Raw genomic sequence first — 15685 nt, forward strand, 5'->3', positions numbered from 1 at the left:
TGAAACGACAAAACCCGCCGTCCCGAGTGATCGGGGCGGCGGGTTTTTCTTTGCTCAGGCTACAGCGGCGTCTCAGCCTTCAGTTCCAGATTGTCCAGCACCCGGTTCACCGCCAGTTCAGCCAGCATGATCAACTGCGCAATCCCCAACAGCACATGCCGCTGGGGCGTATCGATCATCCCGGCGAAATCACTGGCCATGGTTTTGGCCGAGGTTAGGGTTTCGCAGGCTTCGGCCAGCAGCTCTTCGCTCGGGATGTCGGGGGCGATGAGGTAGCGGGTGTTGGGTTTGAGCAGCGGTTTTCTGGGGTGGAACGGATTGAGGTAGTGATCGAGGGCGCGTTCGGCGGCTTCGTGGAATTTCTTGGAGTCGAGGGTTTCGTAGGGCGAGGTTGTGTCGGTTTCGGGTGGGTTTGGCGTGGGTTTGATCATGGGTAAAGCCTCTAGAGTAGTGGAGGCGCCACGCTTCGCTGCTAAACGAAAGAGGTGGCGGCCGTACGCGGGTTAGCAGACCAGGACTCTAGAACCCGGCGCACCGAAGTGCCCCACGCAAAGCCGCCATAACGTGAACGGACAGGCATGAGCCTGATCACGAACGAACGGCATTGTGCGTCTAGAGTAGATCCGGGCTGCTAAACCCGATCGCTGCCTTTCAGCGACCGCCAAACAATAGAACCCGCCCCCAAGGCGCACAAGCCGGCGGATTCTGGCGGATGCGTAGGCATCGGCGCAAGGACGCGTAGCCTGAGTCAGTCACCGATCCCTTTTGTTAAACATTTCTGTTTATGCCGTTCTGCCGGATGGGTGGCGGTGTTCAATCTCCGACGAGCGGTAGCAAAACCTGTAATTTCTGACAGTAGCCAGCGAATGTGCAACGCCGTTAAATCACGTCAGAGCAACGAATCCTCAACCTGCAGATAACGTGCAGTTGTTCAGGGAGCGTGGCCATTTCGTGAGAGGGCGTCTGTAATGCCGATTACTCAAGACCAGATCGACCCTGTAGTTCCAGAGCTGGAAAAACCCAGGGTTCCCGCCATTCTCAAGGATGAGAACGGCGATGAAAGTCCCGATGGGCTGCTGCCGCGCAGTGCCTTGAGCGATGATTTGCAAGTGATTGTCCCCAACTGGATACCGCCCCCCGTCGCTGATCCCGTCTACATCCTTTCCATCAGTTGGGTGCTGGAGGGCGGACTGTTCACTCCGGTGTACAAAGAGACATTCGATACGCCGGGTGAGAAGGTCTTGAAAGTCCCGCGGGACAAGCTGGCGCATGGCATTTACGCCTTGTCCTACGAGTTGAATTACGGTGGGAACAAGCAATATTCCTTTAATACTCGAGTGACGGTCGATCGGCTGCCCCCGAATGATGGGCAAACCGGCGATGCCTTGGTCATGCTGAACGTTACCGGCGACATCACCGATGACTATCTCACCCGCTTTGGCGAGGTCAGGTTTCAAGTCCCGTTTTATGTGGATGCCATGGCACGGGACCGTGCGATCCATTTCCTGACCGACAACGACAACCCGCCGGACTCCGAGCAGGAAATTGGTGAGCAAGTATTCAGCCAGCAGGACATCGATCAGAGGCAACTGATCATCACGATTTATGAAGCGGACATTCGGGCCAAGGGACACGGCCAACGTTTCTTTTATTACATGTTGCGGGACTGGGCCCGAAACACCGGACCGCGCTCTATTCTTTTGCCGGTGTTCGTCAATCTGAAACCCGGGCCCGGCAAACTCAAGCCGCCACGTGTGCCTTTGTCGGCCAGGGGATTGATCGACCGCGAGCATGCCCGCGAAGGGGCTACGAATCAGAAGGCTGTTACGGTCGAAATCGATAACTATGACAATCCGGATGCTTCCGACAAGCTTTTGATCCGGTGGAATGGTCATGATCTCGCACCGCTCGATGTCGATCCTGCGAAGCCGGTACAGACCGCGACCGTGCCCTGGCCAACACTGACGGCCGACGGGCTCGGTCCCATGGACGCGCGTATCGACTACCGCGTCAGTCGGGGCGGGACGCCGACGCCGCCGTCACCGGAAACAACCGTGCCCTTCAACTTTACGGTCGCAGGTCAAGACCACCCCGACGCACCTGCGCTGTTGAATACCAGGCTGGCGAAGGTCGAGATTTACGGAGCCGTTTCAAAACAGCTGAACAAGCTGCTTCCCGATGACTACGAATTGCCCGCCGAAGGGCGCCTGGCACTGCATGACAACCCTGAGCCAGGGGAAAAAGTCTTACTGTACTGGGGAACCATCAGTGCACCCGTCGCGAAGTATGAGGTTCAGCCCGGTGATACGGCCGGGACAGTAATTCTCTTCAGTATCCCTTGGGAGTTTATCGACCAGGACAAGGAAAATCCGGCGCTGCCTGTGCGGTACTTCACCGATAACGGTGTGAACCGGCAGTTGGCCCCGACAACCCCGGTGAACGTGGCAATCATCATCATCAGGAATCTGCCCGAGCCGACCTTCCCCGATGGCGGGCGGGAAGGGGTACTCAATTGCTGCGCCAACCCGCGGTTGTGGGTGCATGTGAAAGTTCATATCGAGGGTAATGACGCGTTCGACGAGGATGATGTTGTCGACCTGCGTTGGCAAGGGTGTCAGGGCCCCAACGGCACTTCTCCTATTTCGGGCGTCGCGCACTCTTTCGAAACGACGCTGACTCTTGATCAGGCACGCAATGGTTTTGACGTGTTGGTGACGGACTATCAAAAGCTGATTGCACCCATGGTCAATAACGGATCGGCGCTCTGTCGTTACTTTTTGAGAAAGAGCAATGGCGGGCGGGGAGAGTCAAGGCCGGATTTCGTGCTTATCAATAGAACCATGCCCAGCGGGGAAATCTGTGGGCCGGATAATGATCTTTGTGATCAGTGATTTCGCCGAAGGGGCAAGTGTTTCAGGAAGTTGGTGCGTGTAATAACTGCTGATGCGCACAGTCGTGCCAATGCAGTGTTTTTTGATTTGCGGTTGGTTCCAGGTGTTCTGGCACGGGGCTGCAATACCCTTTGTCATTTAATCAAGTCATTGAAAGGATGAACAAGATGAACAATGTCATTAAGTTGACCCCGGTACAAAGTCGTGAGCGTTATTTGAGTATTCTCCGAAATTCACCGAAAGCGGACTTTGAAGCGCCTGTGCTGGATGATGACAATCCTCTGCTGCCTGATGAGGTGGACGATGATCCGAATCAATTGCACAAACAGTATCAGGGTTTTGCATTGAAAGTGACTGTCCTCAGGTTCGACGGGGCTGACGATGATCCTTCCGTTGATGGGTTTATAAATCTGACTTGGGATGGCACTCGGCAAGGCCCCCGGTACAACTACCAAACCCCTATTGCTGCTGGGAACATTCCAATGGTATTGCCAGCAGGGCTTACGAATGTCTCAGGCCCCCACACGTTGAGCTATGTACTCAATCATGGCGGGAACACTAAAGATATTCCGGATCTGCTCATCAATATCGACACTACGCTACCTGATGTCAGCGGTCTTGTTACTCTTCCTCCGGAGGTGGAGGCAAACGGCATTACCAAGCCTTATCTGGATGCCAACGGTTTTGTCCTGATTACCATGCCAAAGGTCGCCGATATAAAAATAGGGGACAAGTATGAATGTTATTTTGGCTCGACATTTCCGACCCCGGTATTCGTAGGGGAATTTATTGTTAGCGATCCTCTTGATGCCGTTACCTTTAAGCTGACCACCGCAATGGTCGGAACTGAAGAGGGTGAGAAAGCGATTTTTTACTATCGTACGGATCGGAAAGGTAACCGAAGTCTAAATTCGCCTTTCAAACGAGTGAACGTAACAGTGACGGACCCTCCAAAGGATTTGGAGGATCCAAGTATTCCGCTGCTTGATAACGACACGGCACCGAAGAAGATTGACCTCGCCGACGCTCGGATGCGCGCAGGAGTGGGGATCATCGATAAGTACGAGAATTTTGTGGACGGTGATGAACTTGAGGTCACCGTCGATAGCGTTGTATTGCCAGCACAAAAAATCGCTGGCTTCCCAACTTATGTACCGGTTCCTTATTCGTACTGGCATAACGGTGATCTCGGAGATAAAACCATTAAGGTCAGCTATCAAATAAAACGTGGAGAGATTCGACATCCTGCCAGTAATCCCCCCGAAAACCCCGATGTAAGAGTCGATCTGCGCCGGCCAGGGGACGGCGAAGGTCCAGATGATCCAAATCCCGATTTTCGTCCAGTCGATGTTCAAGGGGCGGGCGGCAATCCGATCAACGTTTTGACGGTGCTGGACAAGGATAAGGATGTTGACGTAAAAGCGGTCGCTTACCCGGGTATCAAGGATAAGGATACTGCCACTCTGATCTGGAACGGGGTTGAAGTACCAGACGCTGAAGGCGGTGTTCTTCTGTTGGATGGTACGGAGACTGAGCTAAATTGGACAATTGAGTGGTCAGTTGTAGACGCTGGTGGGAACGGCACGGAAGTTCCAGTGACTTATAAGGTCACCAATCCTGATGTGAACGATAACGAAGAGCGCTCAATGCCACGGGATGTAGATGTGTTCATCAGACCGGGGAGTGTGCCTCAGGCAACCTTCCAGCATCTCGATCCGGATTTTGATTATTTGAATTGCCCTTCGTTGCAAAGCCATCCAGTGCTTATAAAATGTATCGAAGTTTTTATTCCGGGGGGAGAGCCGCAACTGGAAGGTCAGACGTTGACTTTTACTTATCAGGGCTACAGTGATTCCACTGGTAATACTGTGATACCGAATAATAAGGATGAAGTTAAATATCAGCCGGATTCTTCGGATGTGCAAAATGGTTTTACCATACGCTTTCCGTATGAGCAGTTTCTTATTACAGGAAATGCATGGGGGGCGGTGAGTTATAACGCCGTGATTGATGGGCGGCCTACACCTTCAGTGCGTCACCTGGTCAGGGTGCTCATGAGGAATGGTGATACGACACCTTGCAGTATTTGAAAAAAACGGGAGGCTGTTGCCTCCCGTTTTTTTATAACATTAGTGTCAGGGATTTTTCTTCCTTGCTTATCGGACTTTTCCTACATTTTTTTGTGAGGAATCCGATTAGCCTCCGCGCTCTATTTTTTCACGCAAATGCATTTCGCAATTTCGCACAGGTATATCAGAGGTGGGTAAGTCATGAGAATATTTGGCGGGCGGCTTGAACGTCTTTCTGTAAAAAACGCGTTGAGTATTCTGATGGTCATGCCAGCCATTTCCATTTCCAGCGGCGGCATACTGGCAGCCACCATTGTCGATAACACGACGCTGGATATCGATTCGACGACAACGCCGATCGATTATCTGGTGCGCAACAACGGTGTGTTGAACGTCAATGGTGCCATCACCCAGTCAATTACCATTCAATCCGGATCGACACTGACCATCAATGGCGCCACGGTCGTCAGCAATCCTGGCGTCGAAGGCATTCTGGTCACCAGCAGCCGGGGCACCATCAACCAGGCCAATGTGACCAGCGACGACATCGGTCTGGCCGTCAACCGATCTTCGATTGCCGCTGGCGGCTCCACTGTGGATGTTTCCAACAGTCAGATCCGTGGTGATGTTTTCGGTGCGCAAGTCACGGGGCTCAGCACTTTGTCGCTGGCCAATACGCAAGTGACCGGTACTGGCAGCAATGGCATTGGTGCGAATCTTCTTGGCGGCGCGCTGAACGCCTCCGCCGAGACTGTCATCACCGGTCAGGCGACAGGCGTGCGCATGGTCAACGACACGGAGAATGTCGGCGCCCGTTCGCTCTCGCTGGATAACGCCACTGTACGAGGGGTCAATGGCTCGGCAGTTCTGGTTGATCGCGGTACCAATGCCACTGTCAATCTGTCTAACGGCGCCAGCCTGCTCGCCGGGAACAACAACTTGCTCGATGTCCAGGGCGCGTCCACCGCTGCCATGACCGTCGCCAACAGCACTCTGCAAGGCAACATCAACATCGCCGGCAACAGCACCGGCAACCTGACGTTCGATCAAGGCCGCATGACCGGTGATGTGCTGGTCGAAAACGGTTCGACCGCCAACGTCACCCTGCAGAACAGCTCGCAATTCACCGGCCGTCTCGACAAGGTCAATGGCGTGTCCGTCAACAGCGGTTCGATCTGGACCCTGACTGGCAACGACACCGTAGGAACGCTCGCCATGAATGGCGGGACGGTTCGCTTTGGTGCGCAGGATGTGCCGAATACCTTCTACCAGTTGAATGTCGGTACGCTCGCCGGCTCGCCGGATGGTTCCAGTACTTTCGCCATGAAGGGCAACTTCGCTACGGGGCAGCATGACGTCCTCAACGTTACCGGTGTGGCAACCGGACAGTTCGGTTTGCTGGTGGCGGCGTCGGGCCTGGATGCGGTGAATCCGCAGCAACTGACCCTGGTGCACACGGCCGCGGGCGATGCGCACTTTGCACTGACGGGCGGGCGAGTGGATCTCGGTACCTGGTCCTATGACCTGGCCCAGCGACCGGGAGGAACGGGCGGCACTGAGTGGTTTCTCGATCCGACCACCCAGGTGATCAGCCCCGGCGCCAGTGCGGTACTGGCCTTGTTCAATTCTCCGATGACCCTGTTGTACGGCGAAGCCAGCTCATTGCGTAGCCGCATGGGCGAGTTGCGATTCAATGGTGGCCAGTCGGGCGCCTGGGCACGCACCTATGGCAATCAGTACAACGTCGCCGAAGGTTCCGGTGTGGCGTACCAGCAGAACCAGCAAGGGATTTCCCTCGGTGCCGATGCCCGGGTGAATGACAGCAATGTGCTGGTGGGCTTGATGGGTGGTTACAGTCAATCAAAACTGAGTCTCGAACACGGCACCTCAGGCACGGTCGACAGTTACTACTTCGGGCCCTACGTGACGTGGATGGACCGCGACACCGGCTACTACGTTGACGGTGTGTTGAAATTCAACCGTTTCCGCAACGAAGCCAAGGTCGGTTTGAGCGACAGCACACGTGCCAAGGGCGATTACGTTAATTGGGGCGTCAGCGCATCGGTGGAAGGCGGTCGTCATATCCAGTTGAGCAACGATTACTTCATTGAGCCGTTCGTTCAGTTTTCGGCAGCGCAGATCCAGGGCAAACGCTTCAGCCTGGACAACGACATGGAGGCCGATGGCGATCGTACCCGCTCATTCCTGGGCAAGGCTGGCGCCACGTTCGGGCGCAATTTTGATATCGGCAACGGGGCTGTTGCGCAACCTTATGTGCGTGCGGCCATTGCCCATGAGTTTGCCGATGACAACAAGGTCGAGATCAACGAAAACAACGTGTTCAACAACGATCTATCGGGCTCGCGGGCGGAGTTCGGTGCCGGTTTGGCGGTGGCCATGTCGGAGAAGTGGCAGGTGCATGTCGATCTGGATTATGCCAATGGCAAGCATATCGAACAGCCTTGGGGGGGGAATGTGGGGTTGAGGTATAGCTGGTAAGCCACGATCCCGAATATCAGGAAACCGCTACTCTTTTCAGGGAGTAGCGGTTTTTTTGTATCCGGCTTTTATGCGCGTCGTATGCCGAAGCCATCGGCAGTACCACCTCCAATGCCGATATCGACTCGTGTATCAGTCTGACCGGTAGCCGGGAAGATCACCATCCGTTTGCCGATGCCGCCTGAGTCGGACGCCCAGCACCAGCGCTCAATGGTGCGTCGACCGCCGTAGTTACTGATAAAGGCTCGCCATTCGGCCAGAGTAGGAATTCTTCCTCCCATACTGGCCGCCGTGTTTGCACATACGGTGTAGGTATTGAAGTGGCCTGTGCCAAACAGTCTTTCCACGTTTGAAGTGGTGACGGTGTAACTGGCGGTTTGATTCGCATTGTCCGTAACGGTGATGGTTGCTGAACCGTTGCCCTTGGAAATGACGCGGCCGCTGCTGACGTTGACTTCTGCGATGTTGGGGTTACTGGAGGCATATCTGTAGGGAAGCACGCCTCCACTGGCCGATCGGTCACCAAAGGCGCCGGCAGGAGGGTTGGTAGGGGTGTCGTTATCCCTGAAGTGCCAGGCATTCAGACTCATAGTGGCTGGATTGATGGTCAGTGGCGGGATTGGTGAATTGACCGTGAAACTCCGTGCCCCTGAAGTCTGGCCCGCGCCGTACAGTGCTTTGGCGGTGAAGCTGTGCGCTGCCACGCTCAACCCCGTAAGGTCTTTGGTCCAGATGCCGGTGGATGGGGCCGCTGTGGCGTTACCCTTGCTGACGGCCCCGTCGAGGATCTCCACCTGCTGGCCCTTGCTGGCGGTGCCCGTCAGTTTCACGGTTGTGTCGACGGTGGTGCCGCCATTTGGAATCACGGTGCCTTTGGAATCCTGCGCGTTGGTGATGGTCGGCGCCGCCGCCGCAGTCACGGTCAGTGTCCGTGCCCCTGAAGTCTGGCCCGCGCCGTACAGTGCTTTGGCGGTGAAGCTGTGCGCTGCCACGCTCAACCCCGTAAGGTCTTTGGTCCAGATGCCGGTGGATGGGTCCGCTGTGGCGTTACCCTTGCTGACGGCCCCGTCGAGGATCTCCACCTGCTGGCCCTTGCTGGCAGTGCCTGTCAGTTTCACGGTTGTGTCGACGGTGGTGCCGCCATCTGGAATCACGGTGCCTTTGGAATCCTGGGCGTTGGTGATGGTGGGTGCAACCGCCGCAGTCACGGTCAGTGTCCGTGCCCCCGAAGTCTGGCCCGCGCCGTACAGTGCTTTGGCGGTGAAGCTGTGCGCTGCCACGCTCAACCCCGTAAGGTCTTTGGTCCAGATGCCGGTGGATGGGTCCGCTGTGGCGTTACCCTTGCTGACGGCCCCGTCGAGGATCTCCACCTGCTGGCCCTTGCTGGCGGCGCCCGTCAGTTTCACGGTTGTGTCGACGGTAGTGCCGCCATCTGGAATCACGGTGCCTTTGGAATCCTGGGCGTTGGTGATGGTCGGCGCCGCCGCCGCAGTCACGGTCAGTGTCCGTGCCCCCGAAGTCTGGCCCGCGCCGTACAGTGCTTTGGCGGTGAAGCTGTGCGCTGCCACGCTCAACCCCGTAAGGTCTTTGGTCCAGATGCCGGTGGATGGGTCCGCTGTGGCGTTACCCTTGCTGACGGCCCCGTCGAGGATCTCCACCTGCTGGCCCTTGCTGGCGGTGCCCGTCAGTTTCACGGTTGTGTCGACGGTGGCGCCGCCATCTGGAATCACGGTGCCTTTGGAATCCTGGGCGTTGGTGATGGTCGGCGCTGCCGCCGCAGTCACTGTCAGTGTCCGTGCCCCCGAAGTCTGGCCCGCGCCGTAAAGTGCTTTGGCGGTGAAGCTGTGCGCTGCCACGCTCAACCCCGTAAGGTCTTTGGTCCAGATGCCGGTCGATGGGTCCGCTGTGGCGTTCCCTTTGCTGACGGCCCCGTCGAGGATCTCCACCTGCTGGCCCTTGCTGGCAGTGCCCGTCAGTTTAACGGTTGTGTCGACGGTGGCGCCGCCATCTGGAATCACGGTGCCTTTGGAATCCTGAGCGTTGGTGATGATCGGTACATCCACGGCGGTCACGGTCAGTGTCCGTGCCCCCGAAGTCTGGCCCGCGCCGTACAGTGCTTTGGCGGTGAAGCTGTGCGCTGCCACGCTCAACCCCGTAAGGTCTTTGGTCCAGATGCCGGTGGATGGGTCCGCTGTGGCGTTACCCTTGCTGACGGCCCCGTCGAGGATCTCCACCTGCTGGCCCTTGCTGGCGGTGCCCGTCAGTTTCACGGTTGTGTCGACGGTGGTGCCGCCATCTGGAATCACGGTGCCTTTGGAATCCTGGGCGTTGGTGATGATCGGTACATCCACGGCGGTCACGGTCAGTGTCCGTGCCCCCGAAGTCTGGCCCGCGCCGTACAGTGCTTTGGCGGTGAAGCTGTGCGCTGCCACGCTCAACCCCGTAAGGTCTTTGGTCCAGATGCCGGTGGATGGGTCCGCTGTGGCGTTACCCTTGCTGACGGCCCCGTCGAGGATCTCCACCTGCTGGCCCTTGCTGGCGGTGCCCGTCAGTTTCACGGTTGTGTCGACGGTGGTGCCGCCATCTGGAATCACGGTGCCTTTGGAATCCTGGGCGTTGGTGATGGTGGGTGCAACCGCCGCAGTCACGGTCAGTGTCCGTGCCCCTGAAGTCTGGCCCGCGCCGTACAGTGCTTTGGCGGTGAAGCTGTGCGCTGCCACGCTCAACCCCGTAAGGTCTTTGGTCCAGATGCCGGTGGATGGGTCCGCTGTGGCGTTACCCTTGCTGACGGCCCCGTCGAGGATCTCCACCTGCTGGCCCTTGCTGGCAGTGCCCGTCAGTTTCACGGTTGTGTCGACGGTGGTGCCGCCATCTGGAATCACGGTGCCTTTGGAATCCTGGGCGTTGGTGATGGTGGGTGCAACCGCCGCAGTCACGGTCAGTGTCCGTGCCCCCGAAGTCTGGCCCGCGCCGTACAGTGCTTTGGCGGTGAAGCTGTGCGCTGCCACGCTCAACCCCGTAAGGTCTTTGGTCCAGATGCCGGTGGATGGGTCCGCTGTGGCGTTCCCTTTGCTGACAGCCCCGTCGAGGATCTCCACCTGCTGGCCCTTGCTGGCAGTGCCCGTCAGTTTCACGGTTGTGTCGACGGTGGTGCCGCCATCTGGAATCACGGTGCCTTTGGAATCCTGGGCGTTGGTGATGGTCGGCGCTGCCGCCGCAGTCACTGTCAGTGTCCGTGCCCCCGAAGTCTGGCCCGCGCCGTAAAGTGCTTTGGCGGTGAAGCTGTGCGCTGCCACGCTCAACCCCGTAAGGTCTTTGGTCCAGATGCCGGTCGATGGGTCCGCTGTGGCGTTCCCTTTGCTGACAGCCCCGTCGAGGATCTCCACCTGCTGGCCCTTGCTGGCGGTGCCCGTCAGTTTCACGGTTGTGTCGACGGTGGTGCCACCATCTGGAATCACGGTGCCTTTGGAATCCTGGGCGTTGGTGATGGTGGGTGCAACCGCCGCAGTCACGGTCAGTGTCCGTGCCCCTGAAGTCTGGCCCGCGCCGTACAGTGCTTTGGCGGTGAAGCTGTGCGCTGCCACGCTCAACCCCGTAAGGTCTTTGGTCCAGATGCCGGTGGATGGGTCCGCTGTGGCGTTCCCTTTGCTGACGGCCCCGTCGAGGATCTCCACCTGCTGGCCCTTGCTGGCAGTGCCCGTCAGTTTCACGGTTGTGTCGACGGTGGTGCCACCATCTGGAATCACGGTGCCTTTGGAATCCTGGGCGTTGGTGATGGTGGGTGCAACCGCCGCAGTCACGGTCAGTGTCCGTGCCCCTGAAGTCTGGCCCGCGCCGTACAGTGCTTTGGCGGTGAAGCTGTGCGCTGCCACGCTCAACCCCGTAAGGTCTTTGGTCCAGATGCCGGTGGATGGGTCCGCTGTGGCGTTACCCTTGCTGACGGCCCCGTCGAGGATCTCCACCTGCTGGCCCTTGCTGGCGGTGCCCGTCAGTTTCACGGTTGTGTCGACGGTGGTGCCGCCATCTGGAATCACGGTGCCTTTGGAATCCTGGGCATTGGTGATAGTGGGTGGAACAGCTGCTATCACCGTAAAGGCACGGATCAGGCTGGAAACCGGGTCCGCTGGATATAGAGCGTGGGCTGTAATGTGATAATCCTTGATCTGGAGGTTGAGCAGGGGCTTGCGCCAGACGCCATCGGCATCAACATCAGCATTGCCGTGCGAGGTCGAGCCATCGAAAATCTCGACCGTCTCATCTCGGGTCGCAGAGCCTTCGACAGTTACCTGCTCAAAGAAAGTCTCGCCACCCTCTGTAACCTCCCCATTGGCGTCAGTCACATGGGTGATCTTCGGCGTCAGCCAGTCGTATCGGGTTCTGATCGTAAGCGGCAATCTCGGGAACTCAATCGCATCGTCTTCTTGAGCGCTGCCATCAAACGAGACTTTGCAAATCACGTTTGCCGGTGTGGAATGCCCCAGTTTCATTAACTCGCTTCGAGGCAGCACTTCATTCAGCCCGCTGCTGAATTGCGCGGGAGTGATTTCCACGCCATCGAGCATCCGGATGATGTAGTCGCTGCCCACCGCTGTCTTGCCTTCCAGCCTCAGCCAGAGACGTTGCTTGAGCGCAATGTAATGCCACTTGGCAACGAGTGTTGTGGCGTTCCCATTGAACGTCATCAGATCCAGGACCCGGTTATCGTCTGACTCAGGTACTTGAGGGCGAGGCAGATCGTTTTCGGGGTCATCGAAGCCCGTGACTCTCAGGCCCAGCGACTCCGATTCTGTCTCGTGGCCATAGCGGCGCACGAAGTACTTTACATCCACGTTTTTGTTGATGTTGGGGCCGATAACCGTTGAGGCCAGATGAAAGTCCACACTGCCACTGCTGTGTCCGGGAAGTTCAGGAACTGTTGGTGTGCCGGCACCGGGGGTCCCGACCCAGAGCAGGCGAATGGTGTCGAGGGCCGGGTCCATACTGTCGTAGCTGACTTTGATGTCCACACCGTTCAACCCGTCCATGGGTTTGAGTACGGCGTTCGGTGCCTGTTTGACTTGTGGCGCTGGCAATTCACCTACCAGCGACCCGATCAGCAGATTGAGTGCGGCGGAGTGACTGTATAAACCTGTGGACGCGTGCTTGAGCGAGTAACGCACTCTGACGTACTGCCCGATACTGATCGTGACGAAGTTCGCGGGCACTCGAAAACGCAGCGGTTTACCGGCGCTCAGCGAGGTGATAGGCACCCAGTCGCTGATGCTGCCGAACGGATGGGTCGCTTGCCAGTACCAGGTCACGATGTCATGTGTTTGCGTCGGCGGATTTTCGATGAATATGTGGACGACATCGAAGACTTTGGAAGGGTCGAGCACATCGGGGTTTTTGTCGGCTTCCTCCACCTCGGGCCTGGGCAGTGTCGCGGTGACGGCTTGCACCTTGACCAACAGATGCTCTGAATCACTGACGCCATAGAGCTCCGGCTTGTCATTGAACACGGTGTACCAAAGATCGAGTTTGCCCTTGTCGAGCACGCTGATGTGCTCTTTGTCGACGTAAGCAGTGAAAAAGCCTTCTTTTGCCTCATTGTCACTGACGGTATGAGTGAACTCATGGACATAGGGCTGACCGTTGGACTTTTCACCTATCCAGTGACCGGCGACCAGATCGCCATTGGCAATGGTCAAGTACTTGATCCGTACCGTGGCGTAGGATCTGTCCGACTCGAGTATGTCGCCCAGCAACTCGACAATCTTCGGTGCGTCCGGCATCGAAACGTCACCCACCACGTCGGCGAATTCGCGTTTGGAGGATAACGGCGGACTTGCGTCCGCTTTCGTCAGCACGTAGGAGGCATCAGCCCGGCCCATGGCGATGGCGCGGACTTGCGCGTACGGCACCTTGAATTCCATGACACTCGGAATGTTTTCCACCGATTTGGTTTCGGTGTGAATCAACGGCTTGCCAGTGAAAGGGGTGCCAATCCAGGTCATTTTCACTGAGTCGTTCAGCGCGAAATCCGAGCCCTGGATATGGACCTGGACCGTGACGTCCTCCTTGTTCAAGTTGATGATCGTGATGATCCCATTAACCGATTGCTTGATGATCGGTGCAGCCAGACGCCAAGCGCCGGCGTCCACGGCGATTTGTGTGCGTTTGGAGTGCCGGGAAGACCAGTTCCATAGTTCATCGTGAGGGTCGTACTTGATTTCCAGTGCCGCGCTGTCGCCACCGGCCAGAATGTCTTCCTGTTTGGCGATGATCACGATGGGTTCCTTGCCCTCTGCCTGAGCTTGCGTGACGAGAAGAGGTGTCAGGGTATGACTGCCCCAGCGCATCAGAATCCTGTCTCGCACCCTGATTTCCGGATAAGCAGGAACCGTCAGGGGAACCCCTTTTTTTGCCCACTCCGCGTCGATCAATCCCTGATCGATGATTTCCTGCGGCAGCTGCGCGATGTGCAGTGCGGAGTGCCCTTCGGGTAGATGAGGCTCCGTGTCTCGGCCACCGGGTCTGGTGAGTTTGACGAAAAACAGCGACACCACAGAGGGATCGTCCGGCGTGGTGGCGCCGAATCGGGTCAACTCATAAAAGCATTCATGCTGACCGGGAGTGAACAACTCCTTGGGCAGGTAAAAGAACAAGTGTTTGTCTTTCTCTCCCGGTTCAACCTTTCGGGTGAGCACCGGAACGCCGTCCCAATGAATAACACTTTCATCACCCTCCAGCATGTCGAGGTACGCCACAATCACGCTCAGCACACCGCTGTCACTTCCCGACACCACCTCAATATTGATCCCGCCATCCACGCCCTCGACTGGTGTGACTGCGCCGCTGATCTGCATGGGCCGAAGCGCCAGGGTGACGGGCGGGTCGAGATCAGGAAACAAAAGCGGACTGTGGGTGAGCATGACGAAACTCCTGAAAGAGCACGCATTGGGATCGCAGACGGTTTTTTATTGAACCTGAGGGAAGGAGGGAGAGGTACTGTCAGATCTGACAGGGGCAGGCTGGTTTGCGACGAGCGGTCCGGGCTCACGGTGTTTCCCGCCAACAAGTTGGTCTTGCGGATCGAATTCGAACCCGTGGCCATGCGCAGCGCAGTGTCAGAGGATAAGCCGCAGGAGCTGACAACTCCTTGAGGATCAGACCCTGCGGCTTTGAAAAGTTGAGCGTTGAGCGGTTTCCGGATCGGTGGCGGCCTGGCTGACACTGCCGAGCAGCGCCAATGCGAGCAACAGACATCTGATTCGCAACGTGCTTTGCATGGCGATCTCCACAAGTTTTTGGTCGCCGTCGCTCAAGTCTGGGAGACCCCCAGGACCTGCCAGAACGAGGCCGTGTCCTGGCTGGTGGCGTTGTCATTGACCGAAGAACCGTTGAGGTCGTATGTCCAGGCGGTGTCGGCGCCCAGTACGTCGGCGGTCCACACCGGGTAGTTCAGCCACTCGAGGAAATCCGCGACAGGGCCGCAGTCGGGGAAATAAAGCGTCCACAGCCGTTTCGACTGGGCGAGGGTGATCGGTTGCAGCTTTGCAGCGGTACAAATTCTGGTCATGCCCTCCCAATCCGCGCTGGCACTCAGGAAGTGCACCTCCTGAATACCCTTGACAGTGAGGGGGTACTCGCGACTCTGGTTCTGGCTGTCGGTCGCGCGGATCCTGCAGGCGCCGTTGCGCAGGGCGGTGATCTCGCCCGATCGTGCATCGGCACTGGCAATCAGTGGATCGGTGCTGTCGTAGGTGTAGGGAGCCTGGCCCCAAGTGGCTTTACGGGTCATGCGCGCCGCTGGGGGAGGGGCAAGTGGCGGCTTGTCGACGGAGACGACGTAGTTTTCAGTGCTCAGATCCAGTGTGGCGTCGGCGTCGAAACCCGTCTGCAATTTCAGATCCAGGATGTCCGATGGTTCACGAGTGCTTTGGTGCAGCTGTACTTCGTAGCGAATCGGTACGATGTCATTTTCGTCGGCAACAAATTCCGAAGCGTCAACTTTGAACACGACATCACTGCCGACTGCGCCGGCGCTGATCGGCAGGTCATCGGTATAGGTATCACCGACGAACAAGAAAACGTGATCGCGGAACTTCATTGGCACCCAGGGCTTTATTCTGACGGTCGCCCCTCCGGGGGGAAGCGTTTGCGGATCCAGAATGTCGAGAGGCGCTTCGTCTACAGTTGGCGCCCGCAGATTGTTGTTGGTCTGGCTCATGTCACCCTCCGCTCAAG

7 protein-coding genes are annotated in these 15685 nt (G+C 57.4%); 3 read left to right on the forward strand and 4 right to left on the reverse strand.

Features of this window, described 5'->3' with window-relative positions; all coding sequences use genetic code 11:
• Positions 1-59 precede the first annotated feature (59 nt).
• A complete protein-coding gene (locus ACSPX5_RS02415) occupies positions 60-431 on the reverse strand; it encodes a DUF6124 family protein (protein ID WP_439820887.1) in 372 nt (123 codons plus the stop codon).
• Positions 432-968: 537 nt separating this feature from the next.
• On the opposite strand from ACSPX5_RS02415, the gene ACSPX5_RS02420 reads away from it, so the two are divergent.
• The 3 genes from ACSPX5_RS02420 to ACSPX5_RS02430 all read left to right on the forward strand — a co-directional run bounded on the left by ACSPX5_RS02420 (position 969) and on the right by ACSPX5_RS02430 (position 7459).
• Positions 969-2891: a hypothetical protein gene (locus ACSPX5_RS02420; RefSeq protein ID WP_323162204.1), complete on the forward strand. Its 1923-nt coding sequence runs from the start codon at positions 969-971 to the stop codon at positions 2889-2891.
• Between the two features lie 167 nt (positions 2892-3058).
• Entirely contained in the window at positions 3059-4981 is a 1923-nt protein-coding gene (locus ACSPX5_RS02425; protein WP_439820888.1) for a hypothetical protein, read from the forward strand.
• 240 nt (positions 4982-5221) lie between these two features.
• On the forward strand, positions 5222-7459 hold the full coding sequence (locus ACSPX5_RS02430; protein ID WP_439820889.1) for an autotransporter outer membrane beta-barrel domain-containing protein: 2238 nt from the start codon (positions 5222-5224) through the stop codon (positions 7457-7459).
• Positions 7460-7527: 68 nt separating this feature from the next.
• Here the strand turns inward: ACSPX5_RS02430 and ACSPX5_RS02435 are convergent, their stop codons facing one another.
• The 3 genes from ACSPX5_RS02435 to ACSPX5_RS02445 all read right to left on the reverse strand — a co-directional run bounded on the left by ACSPX5_RS02435 (position 7528) and on the right by ACSPX5_RS02445 (position 15668).
• Complete coding sequence (locus ACSPX5_RS02435) at positions 7528-14370, reverse strand: beta strand repeat-containing protein (RefSeq protein WP_439820890.1); 6843 nt, start codon at positions 14368-14370, stop codon at positions 7528-7530.
• Between the two features lie 234 nt (positions 14371-14604).
• Entirely contained in the window at positions 14605-14727 is a 123-nt protein-coding gene (locus tag ACSPX5_RS02440) for a hypothetical protein (RefSeq protein ID WP_283241416.1), read from the reverse strand.
• 32 nt (positions 14728-14759) lie between these two features.
• Positions 14760-15668 carry an Ig-like domain-containing protein gene (locus ACSPX5_RS02445; RefSeq protein ID WP_439820891.1) on the reverse strand — a complete coding sequence of 303 codons (909 nt, stop codon included), beginning with the start codon at positions 15666-15668 and terminating at the stop codon, positions 14760-14762.
• Positions 15669-15685 lie beyond the last annotated feature (17 nt).

The organism is Pseudomonas sp. HLG18, assembly GCF_051903985.1.
GTDB classification, from domain to species: Bacteria; Pseudomonadota; Gammaproteobacteria; order Pseudomonadales; family Pseudomonadaceae; genus Aquipseudomonas; species Aquipseudomonas fluorescens_BT.

Bases quoted from the DNA above. Each gene is read 5' to 3' on its own strand.
- ACSPX5_RS02445 (WP_439820891.1), bottom strand. From the start codon at position 15,668: ATGAGCCAGACCAACAACAATCTGCGGGCGCCAACTGTAGACGAAGCG.
- ACSPX5_RS02420 (WP_323162204.1), top strand. From the start codon at position 969: ATGCCGATTACTCAAGACCAGATCGACCCTGTAGTTCCAGAGCTGGAA.
- ACSPX5_RS02425 (WP_439820888.1), top strand. From the start codon at position 3,059: ATGAACAATGTCATTAAGTTGACCCCGGTACAAAGTCGTGAGCGTTAT.
- ACSPX5_RS02415 (WP_439820887.1), bottom strand. From the start codon at position 431: ATGATCAAACCCACGCCAAACCCACCCGAAACCGACACAACCTCGCCC.
- ACSPX5_RS02440 (WP_283241416.1), bottom strand. From the start codon at position 14,727: ATGCAAAGCACGTTGCGAATCAGATGTCTGTTGCTCGCATTGGCGCTG.
- ACSPX5_RS02435 (WP_439820890.1), bottom strand. From the start codon at position 14,370: ATGCTCACCCACAGTCCGCTTTTGTTTCCTGATCTCGACCCGCCCGTC.
- ACSPX5_RS02430 (WP_439820889.1), top strand. From the start codon at position 5,222: ATGGTCATGCCAGCCATTTCCATTTCCAGCGGCGGCATACTGGCAGCC.